This is a genomic window from Mycobacterium sp. GA-1199, from assembly GCF_001500045.1.
GTDB lineage: Bacteria > Actinomycetota > Actinomycetes > Mycobacteriales > Mycobacteriaceae > Mycobacterium.
In genome coordinates, this window is the sequence record NZ_LQIX01000054.1 from 46,842 (window position 1) to 62,281 (window position 15,440).

The 15,440-nt window shown below is 67.8% G+C and carries 15 protein-coding genes; 5 read left to right on the top strand and 10 right to left on the bottom strand.

Annotated features, from left to right (window positions below; translation table 11 throughout):
* Positions 1–3 precede the first annotated feature (3 nt).
* A complete protein-coding gene (gene alaS, locus AU198_RS22445; RefSeq protein WP_064350789.1) occupies positions 4–2,700 on the bottom strand; it encodes an alanine--tRNA ligase in 2,697 nt (898 codons plus the stop codon).
* A gap of 147 nt (positions 2,701–2,847) precedes the next feature.
* Complete coding sequence (locus tag AU198_RS22450; RefSeq protein ID WP_064350972.1) at positions 2,848–3,249, bottom strand: secondary thiamine-phosphate synthase enzyme YjbQ; 402 nt, start codon at positions 3,247–3,249, stop codon at positions 2,848–2,850.
* 123 nt (positions 3,250–3,372) lie between these two features.
* Here AU198_RS22450 and AU198_RS22455 point away from each other — a divergent pair, with 123 nt between their 5' ends.
* Positions 3,373–3,993 (top strand): hypothetical protein, encoded by a 621-nt coding sequence (locus tag AU198_RS22455; RefSeq protein ID WP_064350790.1) that lies wholly within the window; start codon positions 3,373–3,375, stop codon positions 3,991–3,993.
* A 72-nt stretch (positions 3,994–4,065) separates the two neighbouring features.
* Positions 4,066–4,374: a GlsB/YeaQ/YmgE family stress response membrane protein gene (locus AU198_RS22460; protein ID WP_064350791.1), complete on the top strand. Its 309-nt coding sequence runs from the start codon at positions 4,066–4,068 to the stop codon at positions 4,372–4,374.
* A gap of 65 nt (positions 4,375–4,439) precedes the next feature.
* On the opposite strand, the gene AU198_RS22465 is transcribed toward AU198_RS22460, so the two are convergent.
* From AU198_RS22465 to AU198_RS22480, 4 genes are all read right to left on the bottom strand, one after another.
* Positions 4,440–4,913 carry an SRPBCC family protein gene (locus tag AU198_RS22465; RefSeq protein ID WP_064350792.1) on the bottom strand — a complete coding sequence of 158 codons (474 nt, stop codon included), beginning with the start codon at positions 4,911–4,913 and terminating at the stop codon, positions 4,440–4,442.
* Positions 4,910–5,272: an ArsR/SmtB family transcription factor gene (locus tag AU198_RS22470; RefSeq protein ID WP_064350793.1), complete on the bottom strand. Its 363-nt coding sequence runs from the start codon at positions 5,270–5,272 to the stop codon at positions 4,910–4,912. The genes AU198_RS22465 and AU198_RS22470 overlap by 4 nt, the downstream gene beginning before the upstream one ends.
* A 77-nt stretch (positions 5,273–5,349) precedes the next feature.
* The gene (locus tag AU198_RS22475) at positions 5,350–6,678 is read right to left on the bottom strand and encodes a replication-associated recombination protein A (RefSeq protein WP_064350794.1); all 1,329 of its coding nucleotides are present in this window, start codon (positions 6,676–6,678) and stop codon (positions 5,350–5,352) included.
* 20 nt (positions 6,679–6,698) lie between these two features.
* Entirely contained in the window at positions 6,699–7,535 is an 837-nt protein-coding gene (locus tag AU198_RS22480) for a DUF3097 domain-containing protein (protein ID WP_064350795.1), read from the bottom strand.
* A gap of 120 nt (positions 7,536–7,655) precedes the next feature.
* Between AU198_RS22480 and AU198_RS22485 the strand changes: the two genes are divergently transcribed.
* Together AU198_RS22485 and AU198_RS22490 are read left to right on the top strand one after the other, a co-directional pair.
* A complete protein-coding gene (locus tag AU198_RS22485; RefSeq protein WP_064350796.1) occupies positions 7,656–8,456 on the top strand; it encodes an SDR family NAD(P)-dependent oxidoreductase in 801 nt (266 codons plus the stop codon).
* The gene (locus AU198_RS22490; RefSeq protein WP_064350797.1) at positions 8,453–8,926 is read left to right on the top strand and encodes a nuclear transport factor 2 family protein; all 474 of its coding nucleotides are present in this window, start codon (positions 8,453–8,455) and stop codon (positions 8,924–8,926) included. Before AU198_RS22485 ends, AU198_RS22490 begins: the two co-directional genes overlap by 4 nt.
* Before the next feature lie 112 nt (positions 8,927–9,038).
* On the opposite strand, the gene AU198_RS22495 is transcribed toward AU198_RS22490, so the two are convergent.
* The 4 genes from AU198_RS22495 to AU198_RS22510 are packed head-to-tail and all read right to left on the bottom strand — an operon-like array spanning position 9,039 to position 14,154.
* Entirely contained in the window at positions 9,039–10,067 is a 1,029-nt protein-coding gene (locus tag AU198_RS22495; protein WP_064350798.1) for a zinc-binding metallopeptidase family protein, read from the bottom strand.
* Positions 10,060–10,935, bottom strand: a complete 876-nt coding sequence (locus AU198_RS22500; RefSeq protein ID WP_156431727.1) for a transglutaminase family protein — start codon at positions 10,933–10,935, stop codon at positions 10,060–10,062. Before AU198_RS22500 ends, AU198_RS22495 begins: the two co-directional genes overlap by 8 nt.
* 53 nt (positions 10,936–10,988) lie before the next feature.
* Positions 10,989–13,649 (bottom strand): circularly permuted type 2 ATP-grasp protein, encoded by a 2,661-nt coding sequence (locus AU198_RS22505; RefSeq protein WP_064350800.1) that lies wholly within the window; start codon positions 13,647–13,649, stop codon positions 10,989–10,991.
* A 37-nt stretch (positions 13,650–13,686) separates the two neighbouring features.
* Positions 13,687–14,154, bottom strand: coding sequence for a winged helix-turn-helix transcriptional regulator (locus AU198_RS22510; RefSeq protein WP_064350801.1), 468 nt, complete (start codon positions 14,152–14,154; stop codon positions 13,687–13,689).
* Positions 14,155–14,248: 94 nt separating this feature from the next.
* Here AU198_RS22510 and AU198_RS22515 point away from each other — a divergent pair, with 94 nt between their 5' ends.
* Positions 14,249–15,430, top strand: coding sequence for a thiolase family protein (locus tag AU198_RS22515; RefSeq protein ID WP_064350802.1), 1,182 nt, complete (start codon positions 14,249–14,251; stop codon positions 15,428–15,430).
* Positions 15,431–15,440 lie beyond the last annotated feature (10 nt).

The window sequence follows — 15,440 nt, forward strand, 5'->3', positions numbered from 1 at the left end:
CCGCTAGCCTCGGTCGATCTCTGCGCGGAGCGCGGCCAGCGCCGCGTCGATGCCTGCCGCGCCCTTGCCGGAACCCTGTGCCAGATCGGCCTTTCCGCCGCCGCGGCCGTCGACCGCCGCACCCAACGTCTTCACCAGATCGTTGGCCCGGAATCCGAGGTCTTGGGCGGCCGGATTGACCGCGACCACGAACGGGACGCTGTCGTTCTCGCCCTCGGCGATCAACGCGACAACGGCGGGATCGCTGCCCAGCTTGCCGCGCACATCGCCGACCAGCGTGCGAAGATCACCGGCCGACATCCCACTGGCCATGCGCTGCGCCACGAGACGGACCTTACCGACAAGTTCTGCGCCGGCGGCGGCATTGGCTGCCGCGGCACGCGCATTGGCCAGGCGCAACCGGTCCAGCTCTTTCTCGGCCGCCCGCAGCCGCTCGACCAGGTTCGCCACTCGCGCAGGCACCTCGTCGGAGGGCACCTTCAGCGTCGAGGCCAGTCCCGCCATCAACGCCCGTTCCTTGGCCAGATGGCGGAACGACTCGAGACCGACGTAGGCCTCCACCCGGCGCACGCCCGAGCCGACCGACGACTCACCGAGGATGGTGACCGGACCGATCTGCGCGGAGTTGTGCACGTGGGTGCCGCCGCACAGTTCCAGCGAGAACGGCCCACCGATCTCGACCACGCGGACGTGTTCGGGGTACTGCTCGCCGAACAGCGCTATGGCGCCCATCGCCTTGGCCTTGTCCAACTCGGTGGTGAACGTGCGCACCTCGTGATCGGCTTCGACCGCCTCGTTGGTCACCTCTTCAATCTGGCTGCGCTGGTCCTCGGAGAGCGGGCCCTGCCAGTTGAAGTCGAAGCGCAGATAACCGGGCCTGTTCAACGAGCCGGCCTGAACGGCGTTGGGCCCCAACACCTGCCGCAGCGCGGCGTGCACCATGTGGGTCCCGGAGTGCCCCTGTGTGGCACCGTGGCGCCACTTCGGGTCGACCGCGGCGACGACCGTGTCGCCCTCGACGAACTCGCCGGACTCCACGTGGACGCGATGCGACCACAATGTCTTCGCGATCTTCTGCACGTCCGTGACCGCCGCCTTGGCCGCGGTGGAGGCGCCCGATCCGCTGATCGTGCCCTCGTCGGCGATCTGGCCGCCGGACTCGGCGTAGAAGGGTGTGCGGTCGAGGATCAACTCGACGCGGTCCGGCGGCGGGCTGCCCCCGTCGTGGCTGACGACGGGCACGCGCTCACCATCGACGAAGATACCGAGAATCCTTGCTTCGGAGGATAATTCGTCGAATCCGGTGAATTCGGTCGGACCCGCGTCGACGAGGTCACGGTATGCCGACAGGTCCGAGTGCGCCTGCTTGCGCGCCGCGGCGTCGGCCTTCGCGCGTTGGCGCTGCTCGGCCATCAGGCCGCGGAAGCCTTCCTCGTCGACGGACAGACCGTGTTCGGCCGCCATCTCCAAGGTGAGCTCGATCGGGAATCCGTAGGTGTCGTGCAGTGTGAACGCATCGGAGCCGGACAGCACCGTGGCCCCCTTGGCCTTCGTCGCGCCGGCCGCCTCGTCGAACAACCGCGAGCCGGAGGCCAGCGTCCGGTTGAACGCGGTTTCCTCGGCCACGGCGATGCGTTGGATGCGGTCGAAGTCTTCGGCGAGTTCGGGATACGACGGGCTCATCGCGTCGCGCACGGTGGTCATCAGGTCGGCCATGATCGGTTGTTCGACGCCGAGCAGTTTCGCGGCGCGGATGATTCGGCGCAGCAGGCGGCGCAACACGTAGCCGCGGCCCTCGTTGCCCGGGCTCACACCGTCGCCGATGATGATCGCCGCCGTGCGGCTGTGGTCGGCGATGATGCGGTACCGCACGTCGTCGGTGTGGCTGCCCTGCCCGTAGCCGCGCGGCGCACGCGCGGCCATCAGGTCGATGGCCGGACGCAGCAGGTCGGTCTCGTAGACGTTGTCCACACCCTGCAGCAGGCACGCCACCCGCTCGACGCCCATCCCGGTGTCGATGTTCTTGCGCGGCAGCGGCCCGAGGATCTCGAAGTCCTCCTTGGAGGTGCCCTCGCCGCGCTCGTTCTGCATGAACACGAGATTCCAGATCTCGATGTAGCGGTCTTCGTTGGCGATCGGGCCGCCCTCGACGCCGTACTCGGGTCCCCTGTCGTAATAGATCTCCGATGACGGCCCGCACGGCCCGGGAATACCCATCGACCAGTAGTTGTCGGCCATCCCGCGACGCTGGATGCGCTCGGCCGGGAGCCCGGCGACCTCCTGCCACAGAGCCATCGCCTCGTCGTCGTCGAGGTAGACGGTGGCCCACAGCCGCTCGGGGTCCAGCCCGTATCCGCCTTGTTCGACCGGGTTGGTCAGCAGCGTCCACGCGAACTCGATGGCGCCCTTCTTGAAGTAGTCGCCGAACGAGAAGTTGCCCGCCATCTGGAAGAAGGTGTTGTGGCGGGTGGTGATGCCGACCTCGTCGATGTCGGGGGTGCGGATGCACTTCTGGATGCTGGTGGCCCGCTTCCACGGCGGAGCCTGCTGCCCCAGGAAGTACGGCACGAACTGGACCATGCCGGCGTTGACGAACAGCAGATTCGGGTCGTCCAGGATCACCGAGGCACTCGGCACCTCGGTGTGGCCCGCCTTCACGAAGTGATCGAGGAAACGCTTCCTGATCTCGTGTGTCTGCACGTCTGATACATCCTTGAAGTTTCGCTGATACCTGCGACTATTCGACCGCACTACAGTACCGGTCGCGGTTGTCACGCCGAAAAGACAACGAACGGGCACCGTCGGCAGTGCCCAGCTCAGACTCGGTCGGGTGTCACCGACGTCACGTCACCCGTCGATGAAGCTCAGCCGGACCCTGCGTTGCGGATTGTCACGGTTGAGGTCGACGAGCACGATGCTCTGCCAGGTGCCGAGCAACGGCTCGCCGTCCTGCACGGGAATGGTCACCGACGGCGACACCAGGGCGGGCAGCACATGGTCGGCGCCGTGTCCCGGCGAGCCGTGCGAGTGTCGGTAGCGGTCGTCGCGCGGGAGCAGGTTCTCGAGGGTCTCGACAAGATCGTCGTCGGAACCCGCACCCGTCTCGATGATCGCCACACCCGCCGTCGCGTGCGGCACGAAGACGCTGCACAAGCCGTCGCCCCGGCGACCGCAGAACGAGCGCACCTCGTCGGTGAGGTCGATGATGCGGCGCTGGCCGGTCTCGATGTCGATCACGTCGGTATCCACGTCATCGAGCGTACGAGGCTTCTCGGCCGAATCGTCCATTGAATCGACCACCCCCCAGGAGGAAGCTGGGAAGTGGTCCGGCGGCGCCGCTGGGGCGCTGCCCCGAGCAAAAGGGGGTCGGCCGTGTACGCACGTTCCACCACCGTCCACGCACGACCTTCGTCGATCGACGACGGCATCGCGTTCATCGGGACCGAGGTCCTGCCCGCACTCGAAGCGATCGACGGGTTCGTCGGCTTGTCGCTGTTGGCGGATCGAGAATCCGGCCACTGCATCACGACCAGCGCCTGGGACTCCGAGGACGCGTTGCGGACCAGCGCCGAGCGGGCGGCACCGCTGCGCGATCGCGCCGCCGAGGTCCTCGGCGGTGAGGCGACCGTTGATCAGTGGCAGATCGGCGTCATGCACCGCGATCACCGCTCGGCAGAGGGCGCCTGCGTCCGGGCCACCTGGCTGCGGGTGCCGCGCGAGCACATCGCCCGCTCGATCGAGTTCTACAAGACCGATGTGCTGCCGGCCCTGGAGGCACTGGACGGCTTCTGCAGCGCCAGCTATCTGATCAACCCCGAATCGGGGCGCGCCGTGTCGTCGGCAACGTTCGACAGTCGTGAAGCCATGGCGGAAAACCGCGAGCAGGCCAGGGAACTGCGCAACGCCCGCACCCGCGAACTGGGCGCCGACATCGTCGATGTCGGCGAGTTCGATCTGGTACTCGCCCACCTGCGCATCCCGGAAATGGTCTGATCCGGTCGCCGATCCGTTTATTGACGTCGGTGTCGGGGTATGTCAGCTGCACCCCGAGACCCTGGAGGAACCATGACCGTCACCGGCGTTATCACCGCGATTCTCATCGGCGCAGTGGTCGGCGTGCTCGCCCGCCTGATCCTGCCCGGCAGGCAGCCCATCGGCATCATCGTCACCGTTCTGGTGGGCATCGTCTCGGCTCTGATCGGCACGTGGCTTGCCCGGGCGCTGGGTCTTCCGACCGCCACAAGTGGCGTCGACTGGATCGAGTTGCTCTGCCAGGTCGTGGTCGCCGTGATCGGCGTGGCGCTGGTGTCCGCGCTCATGGGCCGCAGGCGCACCGGGGTGACGGGCGGCCGTCGCGGCGGCGTGCTGCGCTAGCCAAACCACCCAGGCGATCCCGGCTGCACCCCCCGGCAGCCGGGATCGCTTCTGCCACACGGCTTTCACAGGGTCTTCAGCAATTCGTCGAGCTTCTCGTAGCCCTCTGTCATCCCGCCCTCCATTCCGGAGGACAACAGCGCGTCGCGGGCCTCGACGGTCGGGCAGATCGACCGGCCACGCAACCGGCTGCGGCCGCCGCCGAGATCCTCGAACCACAGGTATTCGATGTTGACCTGATCGGGCGCCCCGTCGAACTCGAACGTCTGCAGGATGAACTCGTTTTCCCGCACGGTGTGGAATGTGCCGTTGAAGCCGTATGCGCCGCTCTGGTCCTTGTGCACGTAGCGATATCCGCCGTGGCTCTTGAACTCCCATTCCTCGATCGTCATTTCCAGTCCGCGCGGGCCGAGCCACCGCTTGAGCAGGTCGGGCTCGGCGTGTGCGCGGAACAAGGCGTCGACGGGTGCGTCGAACTCCCGGGTGAACTCCATGGCCAGGGTGTCCACGGGGGCGGTGAGATCCAGTGCGTTGCTCATGTGTCGGTTCCTTCCTTTGGTGTGTCGGTCATCTCAGCCAGCAAGGCATCCAGCCGGCGGTAGCTGCGTTCGAGGTCGAGTCGGTATCGGTCGATCCATGCGGTGAGCCGCTCGAGCGCGGCGGGGTCCAGGTGCACGGGCCTGCGCTGAGCCTCGCGGGTTCTGGTGACCAGGCCGGCGTGCTCGAGCACCTGAATGTGTTTGGACACCGCCTGTTTGGTGATCTCGAAGGGCTCCGCGAGCTCGTTGACCGTGGCCGGCCCCCGCGAAAGCCGCGCCACGATGGCTCGCCGGACGGGATCGGCCAGCGCCAAGAAGGCGCGGTCGAGCGCAGAGTCTGCATCGTCATCACGCTCCAATATCAACCCTTTGATTGATCAACTCAATGATTGAATACCAAGGTAGAGCGACGCTTAAGCTATGTCAATGGCCGAGGTCAGCGCTTGCGACGGATGATCGCGCGCAGCTTGTCGAGCCGGGCAGCGATCTCCCGCTCGACGCCGTGGGACGTCGGCTTGTAGTAGTCGACGCCGACCAGTTCATCGGGCGGATACTGTTGCGGCACAACGCCGTCCGGATCGTCGTGGCTGTATTTGTAGCCGACCGCGTTGCCCAGCTTCTCCGCGCCCGAGTAGTGGCCGTCGCGCAGATGCGGCGGCACCAAACCGGCCTTACCCGCCCGGATGTCGGCCATCGCCGCCCCCAGCGCGGTGGTCACGGCGTTGGACTTCGGGGCTGTCGCGAGATGAACCGTGGCGTGCGCGAGCGTGAGTTGGGCTTCGGGCATGCCGATCAACTGCACGGTCTGCGCTGCGGCCACGGCGGTCTGCAAGGCGGTCGGATCGGCCATCCCGATGTCCTCGCTGGCCAAGATCATCAGCCGGCGCGCCACGAAACGCGGATCCTCGCCCGCGACCAGCATCCGGGACAGATAGTGCAGTGCGGCGTCGACATCGGATCCGCGGACGGACTTGATGAACGCGCTGATCACGTCGTAGTGCTGATCCCCGTCGCGGTCGTAGCGGACGGCGGCCTTGTCCAGGGACTGCTCGATGGTCTCGACCGTCACGGCCTCCCCCGCTTCGGCCGCGACCTCGAGCGCGGTCAGCGCCCGGCGGGCGTCGCCGGCCGACAGCGCGACCAGAAGGTCGACAGCCTCGTCGGTGACGCTGACCTTGCCGGCTAGTCCGCGAGGGTCGTCGATGGCGCGGCGGACCAGCGTGCGCACCGCATCGGCGTCGAGGGGTTGCAGCTGCAGGATCAGCGACCGCGAGAGCAGCGGAGCCACCACCGAGAACGAGGGGTTCTCGGTGGTGGCGGCGACCAGAGCGACGACACGGTTCTCGACCGCGGACAGCAGGGCGTCCTGCTGCGTTTTGGAGAAGCGGTGCACCTCGTCGATGAACAGCACGGTCTGCTCGCCGTATGCGGCCGCGCGCCTGGCGACGTCGATCACGGCGCGCACCTCTTTGACGCCCGCCGACAGCGCCGACAGGGCCTCGAACCGGCGCCCGGTGGCTTGTGAGATCAGCGACGCCAGCGTGGTCTTACCGGTACCGGGCGGGCCGTAGAGGATGACCGAGGCGGCACCCGAGCCCTCGACCATCCGGCGCAGCGGAGAGCCGGCCTGCAGCAGGTGGTCCTGGCCGACCACCTCGTCGAGCGTGGCCGGGCGCATCCGCACCGCCAAAGGCGACGACGCGCCGACGGGCCCGGCCGCGGGCGTGGGAGCCTCGCCGGGGACGTCGAACAGACCGTCGGACACGCCTTCTGCTTACCACGCCGTCATGACGCGGGTTGCGTCACGAAGTCGATCAGCTCCTCGACCCGCCCGATCAGCGCGGGCTCGAGGTCGTTCCAGTCCCGCACCCGCCCGCGGATGCGCTGCCACGCCCGTGCGATGTCGGCCTGACCGGCGGCGGGCCACCCGAGCGCGCGGCACACGCCCGTCTTCCAATCGATGCCCTTTGGAATGAGGGGCCACGCCTCGACGCCGAGCCGCTCGGGTTTGACGGCCTGCCAGATGTCGATGAACGGGTGCCCGACGACCAGGGTGTGGGCGCCGCCGGGGCCGCGCCGGACCGCGTCCGCGATGCGTGCCTCCTTCGACCCCGAGACCAGGTGGTCGACGAGGACGCCGAGGCGGCGGCCGGGACCGGGCCGGAAGTCCTCGACGATGGCCACGAGATCGTCGATGCCACCGAGGTGTTCGACGACGACGCCCTCGATCCGCAGATCGTCACCCCAGACCTGTTCGACGAGTTCGGCGTCGTGCCGGCCCTCGACGTAGATGCGGCTGGCCAGCGCGACCTTGGCCCTCGCGCCGTGCACCGCGACGGATCCCGACGCGGTGCGGGTGGTCGTGGGTGCGGCCCCTCGGGGCGCGGTCAGGATCACCGGCCTGCCGTCGATCAGGTAGCCCGGCCCGACGGGAAACGGCTTGCGCCGTCCGTTGCGGTCCTCCAGTTCCATGCGGCCGTATTCGACACGGACGATGGCGCCGACGTATCCGGTCTGCGCGTCCTCGACGACCAGCCCGATCTCGGCCGGTTGTTCGGTGGAGCGAACCTTACGCGGGTGCGGGTTGTTGGCCAGGATGTCGGAGCCATATCGATCAGCCACCGGGCGATCGTAGGGCCGCCTCTCGCCGTCGAGGGACCCAAAGTGTTTCCGACACGCCGAGATGTCGGGCGGCCCACGTCCGCCCGCGGAAGCCGACAGCTCGTCGGCGACAATGCGGGCGTGACGGATCTTGCTCGATACGGACCTTGGGCGGTGATCGCCGGCGGCTCGGAAGGTGTCGGCGCCGAATTCGCCCACCACCTCGCCCGCGCGGGCTTCAACCTCGTGCTGATCGCGCGGAAGCCCGACCCGCTCGACCGGACGGCCGAGGCTTGTCGCCGCAGCGGCGTGGAGGTGCGCACCTTAGCCGTCGACCTGACCTCCCCCGACGCGATGGAACGCATCGTGGCGGTCACCGGTGACCTCGAGGTCGGCCTGCTGATCTACAACGCCGGGGCCAACACCTGCAGCGAGCAGTTCTTCGACGCTGGCCTCGCTGACTTTCAGAAGGTGATCGACCTGAATGTCGGCACGATGCTCGCGATGGTGCAGCACTTCGGCCGTCCGATGCGTGAGCGCCGCCGCGGCGGCATCTTGATGGTGGGGTCGATGGCCGGCTATCTCGGTTCCGAACGTCACACGGTCTACGGCGGGGTGAAGGCGTTCGGCCGGATCTTCGCCGAGAGCCTGTGGCTCGAATTGCGTGAGTACGACGTGCACGTGCTCGAACTCGTCCTGGGTGTGACCCGCACACCGGCGATGGAACGGGTGGGCTTGAACTTCGACGTGCCCGGGATGCGGGTGGCCGATCCCGCCGATGTGGCGCGAGAGGGTTTGCAGCAGTTGGCCAATGGGCCGGTACATGTCGCGGGCGGTAACGCCGACGACGTCGCGCGTCGCAACGACCCGGACCGCGCGAAGGTGGTGCTGCGCACGCACGAGTTCATGCAGAAGTTGCTGGGCGAGAGGGGAACCCGATGACCGAGTTGGTGGACCTGGAGCGGCGGCTTGCCCGCATCGAGGACGAGCGCGAGATCGAACGGCTGATCGCGTCCTACGGTCCGTTGGTGGACGCCGGCGAAGCCGATGCGGCCGCGGACCTCTGGGCCGACGACGGCAGCTACGACGTCGAGGGTTGGCACATGGCGGGCCGTGAGGAGGTCGCGGCGATGGTGCGCTCCGGCGCCCACCAGGGTTTGATCCGTCGCGGTTGCTGCCACTTCCTTGGGCCCGCGGTGGTCACGGTGGACGGCGACGACGCGGTCGCGGTCTGCGAGTCGCTGTTGGTGACGCGCCACGACGACGGTTTCACGGTATCCCGGGCGGGGGCCAACCACTTTCGGTTGCGCCGCGGCGACGGGCGGTGGGTCATCGTCGAACGGCGGACCCGCCAGCTCGACGGCGGCGCCGAGGCGCGCGAGCTGTTGGCCACAGGTGTGGCGGGGCGGTGACTCAACCGGCGCGAGCGACCATAGCTCCTATGTCAAGCGGCGGCGTGTTGCGGAATGACAACAATGCACGGCGTGTTGCGTGCAGACACGGCCGCTCGCGGAGGTGGTGGGACTAGGTCTGGGTGATCTCGTCGACCACGGTGTGGAGAAACCGCATCTTCTCGAGCACCGGGACGGGCAGCACGAACGGGTATAGATCGTCCTTGCCCATCGAGCGGTTGAGCATGTTCAGCGCCCACGACAGCGGCAGCCACATCTCGATGATGGCATCGAAGCTGCTTGGCCCCAGTACCTTTCGTTCGAATGTCGCCGCCGCGGGCGCCACCCCGAACGCGGCGGCGGTGTCGAGGGTGTCGCGGATGTGCAGATAGTGCGCGAACGTCTCCGCCCAGTCCTCGGCCGCGTGCATGGTGGCGTAGGAGGAGACGTAGCTCTCCCCCCAGTTGTCGGGCGGGCCCTCGTTGTAATGGCGGTCCAACGCCGCCTGGTAATCGGCGTCGGGGTCACCGAACAACTCACGGAATCGGGCGTCGTAGTCGGGTGACACGCTGACCAGGCGGTAGTAGTAATAGTGCCCCACCTCGTGGCGGAAGTGGCCGAGCAGCGTGCGGTACGGCTCGTCCATCGCCTTGCGCAACTGCTCACGGTGCACGTCGTCGCCCTCGGCGAGATCCAGTGTGATGACACCGTTTTGATGTCCGGTGAACACCTTCTGGTGTTCGCTGGAGAGCAGGTCGAAGGCCAGGCCGTAGTCGGGATCTTCGTCGCGGCCGACGATCGGCAGCTTGAGCTCGAACAGTTCGGCCAACAACCGCCGCTTGGCGCGCTCGGCGTCGGCGAACGCCGCGAGCGCCTTGGTGTCAGAGTCCTGGGGCCGGGTGCGGGTGAGGCTGCACGACTCACACAGCTTGTGGATCGGACCCTTCTCCACCAGCCAATTGCATTCCGCCAGATGCATGTTCGCGCACAGCTGGTACTTCTCGCCGTCGACGAAGCCGGCGTGGTTCTGCTCGTCTCCGGTGGCGATGACCAACAGCGCCATGTCGTCGAGGGAGAATCCGAGCGGTTTACCGCACGACAGGCACAGCGAGTTCTCGAACGCCAGGCGCTGTCCACAGTTGGGGCACAGGAAGTCACGCATGCAGCACTCCCCCCTCGAACGGTTCGACGTCGACGGAGACGTCGATCTCGCTGCTCTGCGAGTCGGTGTAGATGATGCCGCGCAACGGCGGGACGTCGGCGTAGTCGCGGCCGTACCCGACGGTGATGTAGCGCTCGTCGACCATCTGGTCGTTGGTGGGATCCAGGCCCAACCACTGGTTCTGCGGTGTCCACACGGCGGCCCACGCGTGGGTCGCGTCGATACCGATCATCCGTTCCTTCCCGGGCGGCGGATCGGTCGCCAGATAACCGGACACATAACTGGCGGCCAACCCGTTGGCGCGCAGGCAGGCGATGGCCAGCCGTGCGAAGTCCTGACATACCCCTTCGCGTGCCGCCAAAACCTGGCTGACCTGAGTGGACACCGTCGTCGATCCCGACCGGTAGGTGAAATCGGAGTAGATGCGGTGCGTCAGGTCCCCCAGCGCGTCGATCAGCGGCCGTTCCGGCTCGAAACTCGCTGCGGCGTAATCGCGTATAGCCGGCGTGATCTCCGGCGGTTGAAGGTCGAGGGTGAACTCGGTCGCCAACGCCGCGTCCACGCCGACGGGGCGGGCGATCTCCCACGGCGCCAACGCCGAACCTGCCCCGTACAGCGTGGGCGGCGGTGGGTCGACTTCGACCACCGAGCGGCTGGTCACCGTCAGCGCCCGGTGACGTTCGGTGACGTGGAAGTACGAGCTGATGTTGCCGTAGACGTCGCGACTGGTGGAGCTGTCCGCGGCCGGCGGATCGATCTCGAGCTCGTGCGACAGGCAGCGCTGACGCTCGGTGCCTCGCGGGGTGAGGAAGCCGCGGCCGTAGGAACTGGTGACATCGGCGGCGTAGCGATACACGGTGCGGTGCATGATGCGGTAGATGCGGCTGGCGGCCGACGAGGTCGGGCCGTCCGGGAACGCGGTCACGGCATCAACCTTCGCTCGTCCTTGCCCCACAGGTGCTGCATCCCGCCGGGCAGCGACAGATGGGTCGCGGTGATGACGTTGGCCAACTCGCGGAGGTCGGCATGCATCCCGTCGAGCAGCTCGGCCAGCTCGGCCCGCCTGCCGTTCACGATCTCCTCCAGGTCATCGGGGTCGAGTCGCCGTAGCCGGGTACCGATCTCGTCGACCATCCGCTCGGCCCGAGACGATCCCGAGGAACCGGGCAGCGCCTTGAGATTCGTGCGTAGCCGCTCCAGCTGGTAGGCCAGCGAGCGTGGGTTGTCGGCGTCGAACAGCACGAGGTCGGCGACTGCGGACACGCTGACCTTGCCGAGCATGCGGCGCCGGTAGATGATCGCCGACTCGCACACCACCAGAGTCGATTCGGTGATGGCCTGTTCGGCGCCCGGGCTACGGGCGGTGGTCAGCGTTGCACTCAGCAACGCGGTGAGGTTCAGCCCGCGTTCGATGCGCTTGCCGATGTCCATCATCGTCCAGCTGACGTCACGGATCATCGACTCCGCCGCCACGCCCGACAGTGCCAGCATGCCCGCGAGGGTCAGGCTGGCCGTCGCGGTGAGGAACGCCTCGCCCTCGGCCTGCGAATCGGGCGGCTCGTCGGCGGGACGGCCGGACGATGACGCGGGTGGATGAAGCAGCGCCCGTTCGACAGCGGCCAGCACCATCCAGGTGTCGTTGGACATCTGGTCGCGCACCGAACGGGTGAGCAGGCCCAGACGTTCGACGGACTGCGCCAACGAGCCCTGGCGGTGCCGGTCTGCGGTCAACGACCACAGGGTCGACTGGGCGGTGGCGATCAGCTCCGCGTAGTCACCGTCGGCGCCGGTGTCGGTACCGGTTTGGTGGCCCAGCGCGGTCAGCAACACCGGCACGCATTCGCTGCCGTCCATGTCTCGGCGGTAATGGAATTCGTGATAGCGCTCCCTGGTCACGGTGAGCAGCCTCGCCATGTGCTCGGCGCGTTCGGCGTAGCGTCCCACCCAGAACATGTCGGCCAGTACGCGCGGCGAGCTCACCGCCCGCGTCGGGCTCGGCGTGATCGCGGGCAGATCGACCGGCGGAACCCGCTCCACGGTGCCCCGCTCCGGTGCCCGAACCCAGACATCCTTGGCCGCAACGGTATTCAGTGTGTACGCCGCGTCTCCGGGGGCCAGCACGTACCCGAGGCCGCCGATCATGGGCGCATAGCCGCCGCGCTGAGCGACGGTGAACAGGCGCATGCCGACGTTCGATGCCGACAGGGCGCCCGAATTGACGATGCTTGGCGCAGAGGAGAACTCGGGTAGTTCCTGGCCGACCCACTGCCACGGCGTTGCTTCGATGCACGCGCTCAGCTGACGGCGCTGCTCGGCGGACAAGGCCGGGCCGACGATAGGGCGGCCACCGGTCACCGGCCTGATCAACAGCGACGACAGGTGGGCGACCAGGTGCGAGCGCTCGGCGCCATTGCCGCCCCAGTACATCGGCGTGGTGTCGAGCATCGGTGACTCGCCGAGCAACACCTCCGAGAGTTCGGGCAGAAACCGCTGCAGCCCGGGGCTTTCGAGGATGCCGCTGCCCAACGTGTTGACCACGGCAACCGTGCCGCGGCGCAGCGCCTCGACCAGACCGGCGACTCCGATCCGTGAGTCCGAACGCAGATCCAGCGGATCGACGAAGTCCGCGTCCACCCGGCGCAGCACGACGTCGACGCGCTTGAGCGTTCCCATCGAGCGCATCCACAGCTTGCCGTCGCGCACGACGAGGTCGGCGCTCTCCACCAGCGGGAAGCCCAGCACGCCGGCCAGATACGCCTGGTCGAAGGCGGTCTCGGAGTGAATGCCGGGGCTGAGCACCACCACCGTCGGCTCCTCGGCAGACTCGGGGGCGGCGTCGATGAGCGCCAGTCGCAGCGCCTGCGCCCACGGAGACGCCGGCCGCGGGCCGATCTGTTCGTAGAGATCGGGAACGGCGTGCGCGACCACACGCCGGTCCGCCAGCGCGTAGCCCGCCCCCGAGGGTGCCTGCGTCCAGTCGGCGTTGACGCGATAGCCGCCGTCGCCGACACGGCTGACGTCGCAGCCATGCAGAAACAGCTGGTGACGGCCGGGGATGTCGATGCCCCGCGCGGCCCGCACATAGCCGGGATGGGCGAAGAGAAGCGCAGCGGGCAGCACGCCGCTCGTGATCGACAGCTGAGGCCCATACAGGTCGGTCAGGACCGCATCGAGCAGTCGGGAGCGCTGCAGCAGACCGGATTCCAGCGTGTTCCACTCATCGGCTGAGACCACCAGGGGTAGCGCGTCGAGATGCCAGGGTCCCGGTTCCGCGGGCTCATTGCCGTCGGGGCAGCCCTGCCCGACCACCGAACCGCGCCCGTCGACCGAGACGTAGGTGATGCCGTCGTTGTCGACCAGGCTACGCACCACGTCACTCAGCTGAGCCAGGCCGGGGCGGCCACGTCCGGCGACGCATTCGGCCAGCTCCTGCCACCCCGGGCGGATATCGCCTGCGGCGTCGACGAACTCGTCGTAGCCGCTGCCCGCGCCCGGCCGCACGTCGAACAGCGCCTGCTGAACGCGCGCGGTGCGGTACCTACCCAGCAGGTCGTCGGGCGGGTGGTGTAGCGGTAGTGCCATCAATGCAGAACCGTAACCGGTGATCGCCGAATGTGGCTCACCTCTTCAGTCGTACCGCGAGTTCCTCGGGCGGGACGCGGTGGCCTTCGGCGCAGCGGAGCTCGACGGTGGCCTCCGCGCCACAGCCCCGGTGCGCGAGGCGCAACGACGTGCGGTTGGGCAGATTGCGTCGCCCCCACTCGAACATCGCCCAGACCACCGGCATGAACTCCCGGCCTGCCTCGGTGAGCACGTACTCGTCGCGGCTGCGCTGACCCGGCTCCTGATAGGGCTGGCGCTCCAGCAGACCGGCCTCGACCAGGTCCGAAAGCCTGGCCGCCGCGGCGGCTTTGGTGATCCCGACCCGGCGCCAGAAGTCCTCGAAGCGGGTGGTGCCGTAGTAGGCCTCGCGCATGATGAGCATCGCCGACTTGGTGCCCAGCACCGCCATCGTCTTTTCGATGGGACACTCCCCGACCGCCGACCAGGCGTCCCGGTCGGCCAGCCTCCCCTGCAGAACTGTCATGGAATTCACCGTACCCCTGAGTTGTTCTCCCTATACCTAGCTGATATAGCTGGGTATAGGCAAGTTCACTCAGCATGGAGGCCAGGAGGCAGCAATGTCGAGATTCTCAGGTCGCGACGCCGTCGTCGTCGGAGCGGTTCGCACACCGGTCGGAAAGGGCAAGCCGAACGGGGCGCTCCACGATGTGCTGCCCGTGGACCTGCTCGCGCACAGTCTCAGGGAACTGGTGGCCAGGACCGGCATCGACCCGGAACAGATCGACGACGTCATCGCCGGAGCGGTCACCCAGGTTGGCGATCAGGCCGTCAACATTGCGCGCAACGCCGTTCTGGGCGCCGGGTTCCCCGAATCGGTACCGGGCACGACGGTCGACCGCCAGTGCGGCAGCAGCCAGCAGGCCATCCACTTCGCCGCCCAGGGCGTCATCTCGGGCGCCTACGACATCGTCGTCGCCGCCGGGGTGGAATCGATGTCGCGGGTACCGATGGGCTCCAGCGTGCTACCCGGCAGCGACCCGTTCGGCGCGATGGCCCAGCGCTACCCCGAAGGCCTTGTGCCACAAGGCATCAGCGCTGAGTTGATCGCCGCGAAATGGGGTCTGTCGCGTCAGCAGCTCGACGAGTTCTCGGCGGGCAGCCACGAGAAGGCGGCGGCCGCGACCAAGGAAGGCCGCTTCGACGACGAACTGATCCCGATCGCCGGTCTCACCACCGACGAGATCATCCGGCCCGGCACGACCGTCGACACGCTGGCCGCGCTGAAGCCGGCGTTCTACAACCCCGCCTATGAGCAGCGGTTCGGCCAGATCGGCTGGAAAATCACCCCGGGCAACTCGTCGCCGCTGTCCGACGGCAGCGCGGCGGTGCTGATCACCACCAGCGAGGTGGCCACGCGTCTGGGTCTGCGTCCGCTCGCCCGCATCCACTCGATGACCGTCGTCGGCTCCGATCCGCTCTACATGCTGACCGGTGTCATCCCGGCGACGGAGAAGGTGCTGCAGCGTGCGGGACTCACCCTCGCCGACATCGACCTGTTCGAGGTCAACGAGGCGTTCGCACCCGTCGTGCTGGCCTGGGCACAGGACGTCGGAGCCGATCTCGCCAAGACGAACGTCAACGGCGGAGCAATCGCCATCGGTCATCCGCTGGGCGCCAGCGGCGCGCGCATCATGACGACGATGGTCAATGCGCTCGAACAGCGTGGCGGTCGCTACGCCCTGCAAACGATGTGTGAGGGCGGCGGCATGGCCAACGCCACCATCATCGAGCGGCTCTGAGCGAGGGACG

Excerpts from the sequence above, each read along its gene's own strand:
- AU198_RS22460 (WP_064350791.1), top strand. The coding sequence starts at position 4,066 with ATGACCGTCACCGGCGTTATCACCGCGATTCTCATCGGCGCAGTGGTC.
- AU198_RS22465 (WP_064350792.1), bottom strand. The coding sequence starts at position 4,913 with ATGAGCAACGCACTGGATCTCACCGCCCCCGTGGACACCCTGGCCATG.
- AU198_RS22490 (WP_064350797.1), top strand. The coding sequence starts at position 8,453 with ATGACCGAGTTGGTGGACCTGGAGCGGCGGCTTGCCCGCATCGAGGAC.
- AU198_RS22495 (WP_064350798.1), bottom strand. The coding sequence starts at position 10,067 with ATGCGTGACTTCCTGTGCCCCAACTGTGGACAGCGCCTGGCGTTCGAG.
- AU198_RS22500 (WP_156431727.1), bottom strand. The coding sequence starts at position 10,935 with ATGCACCGCACCGTGTATCGCTACGCCGCCGATGTCACCAGTTCCTAC.
- AU198_RS22505 (WP_064350800.1), bottom strand. The coding sequence starts at position 13,649 with ATGGCACTACCGCTACACCACCCGCCCGACGACCTGCTGGGTAGGTAC.
- AU198_RS22510 (WP_064350801.1), bottom strand. The coding sequence starts at position 14,154 with ATGACAGTTCTGCAGGGGAGGCTGGCCGACCGGGACGCCTGGTCGGCG.
- AU198_RS22515 (WP_064350802.1), top strand. The coding sequence starts at position 14,249 with ATGTCGAGATTCTCAGGTCGCGACGCCGTCGTCGTCGGAGCGGTTCGC.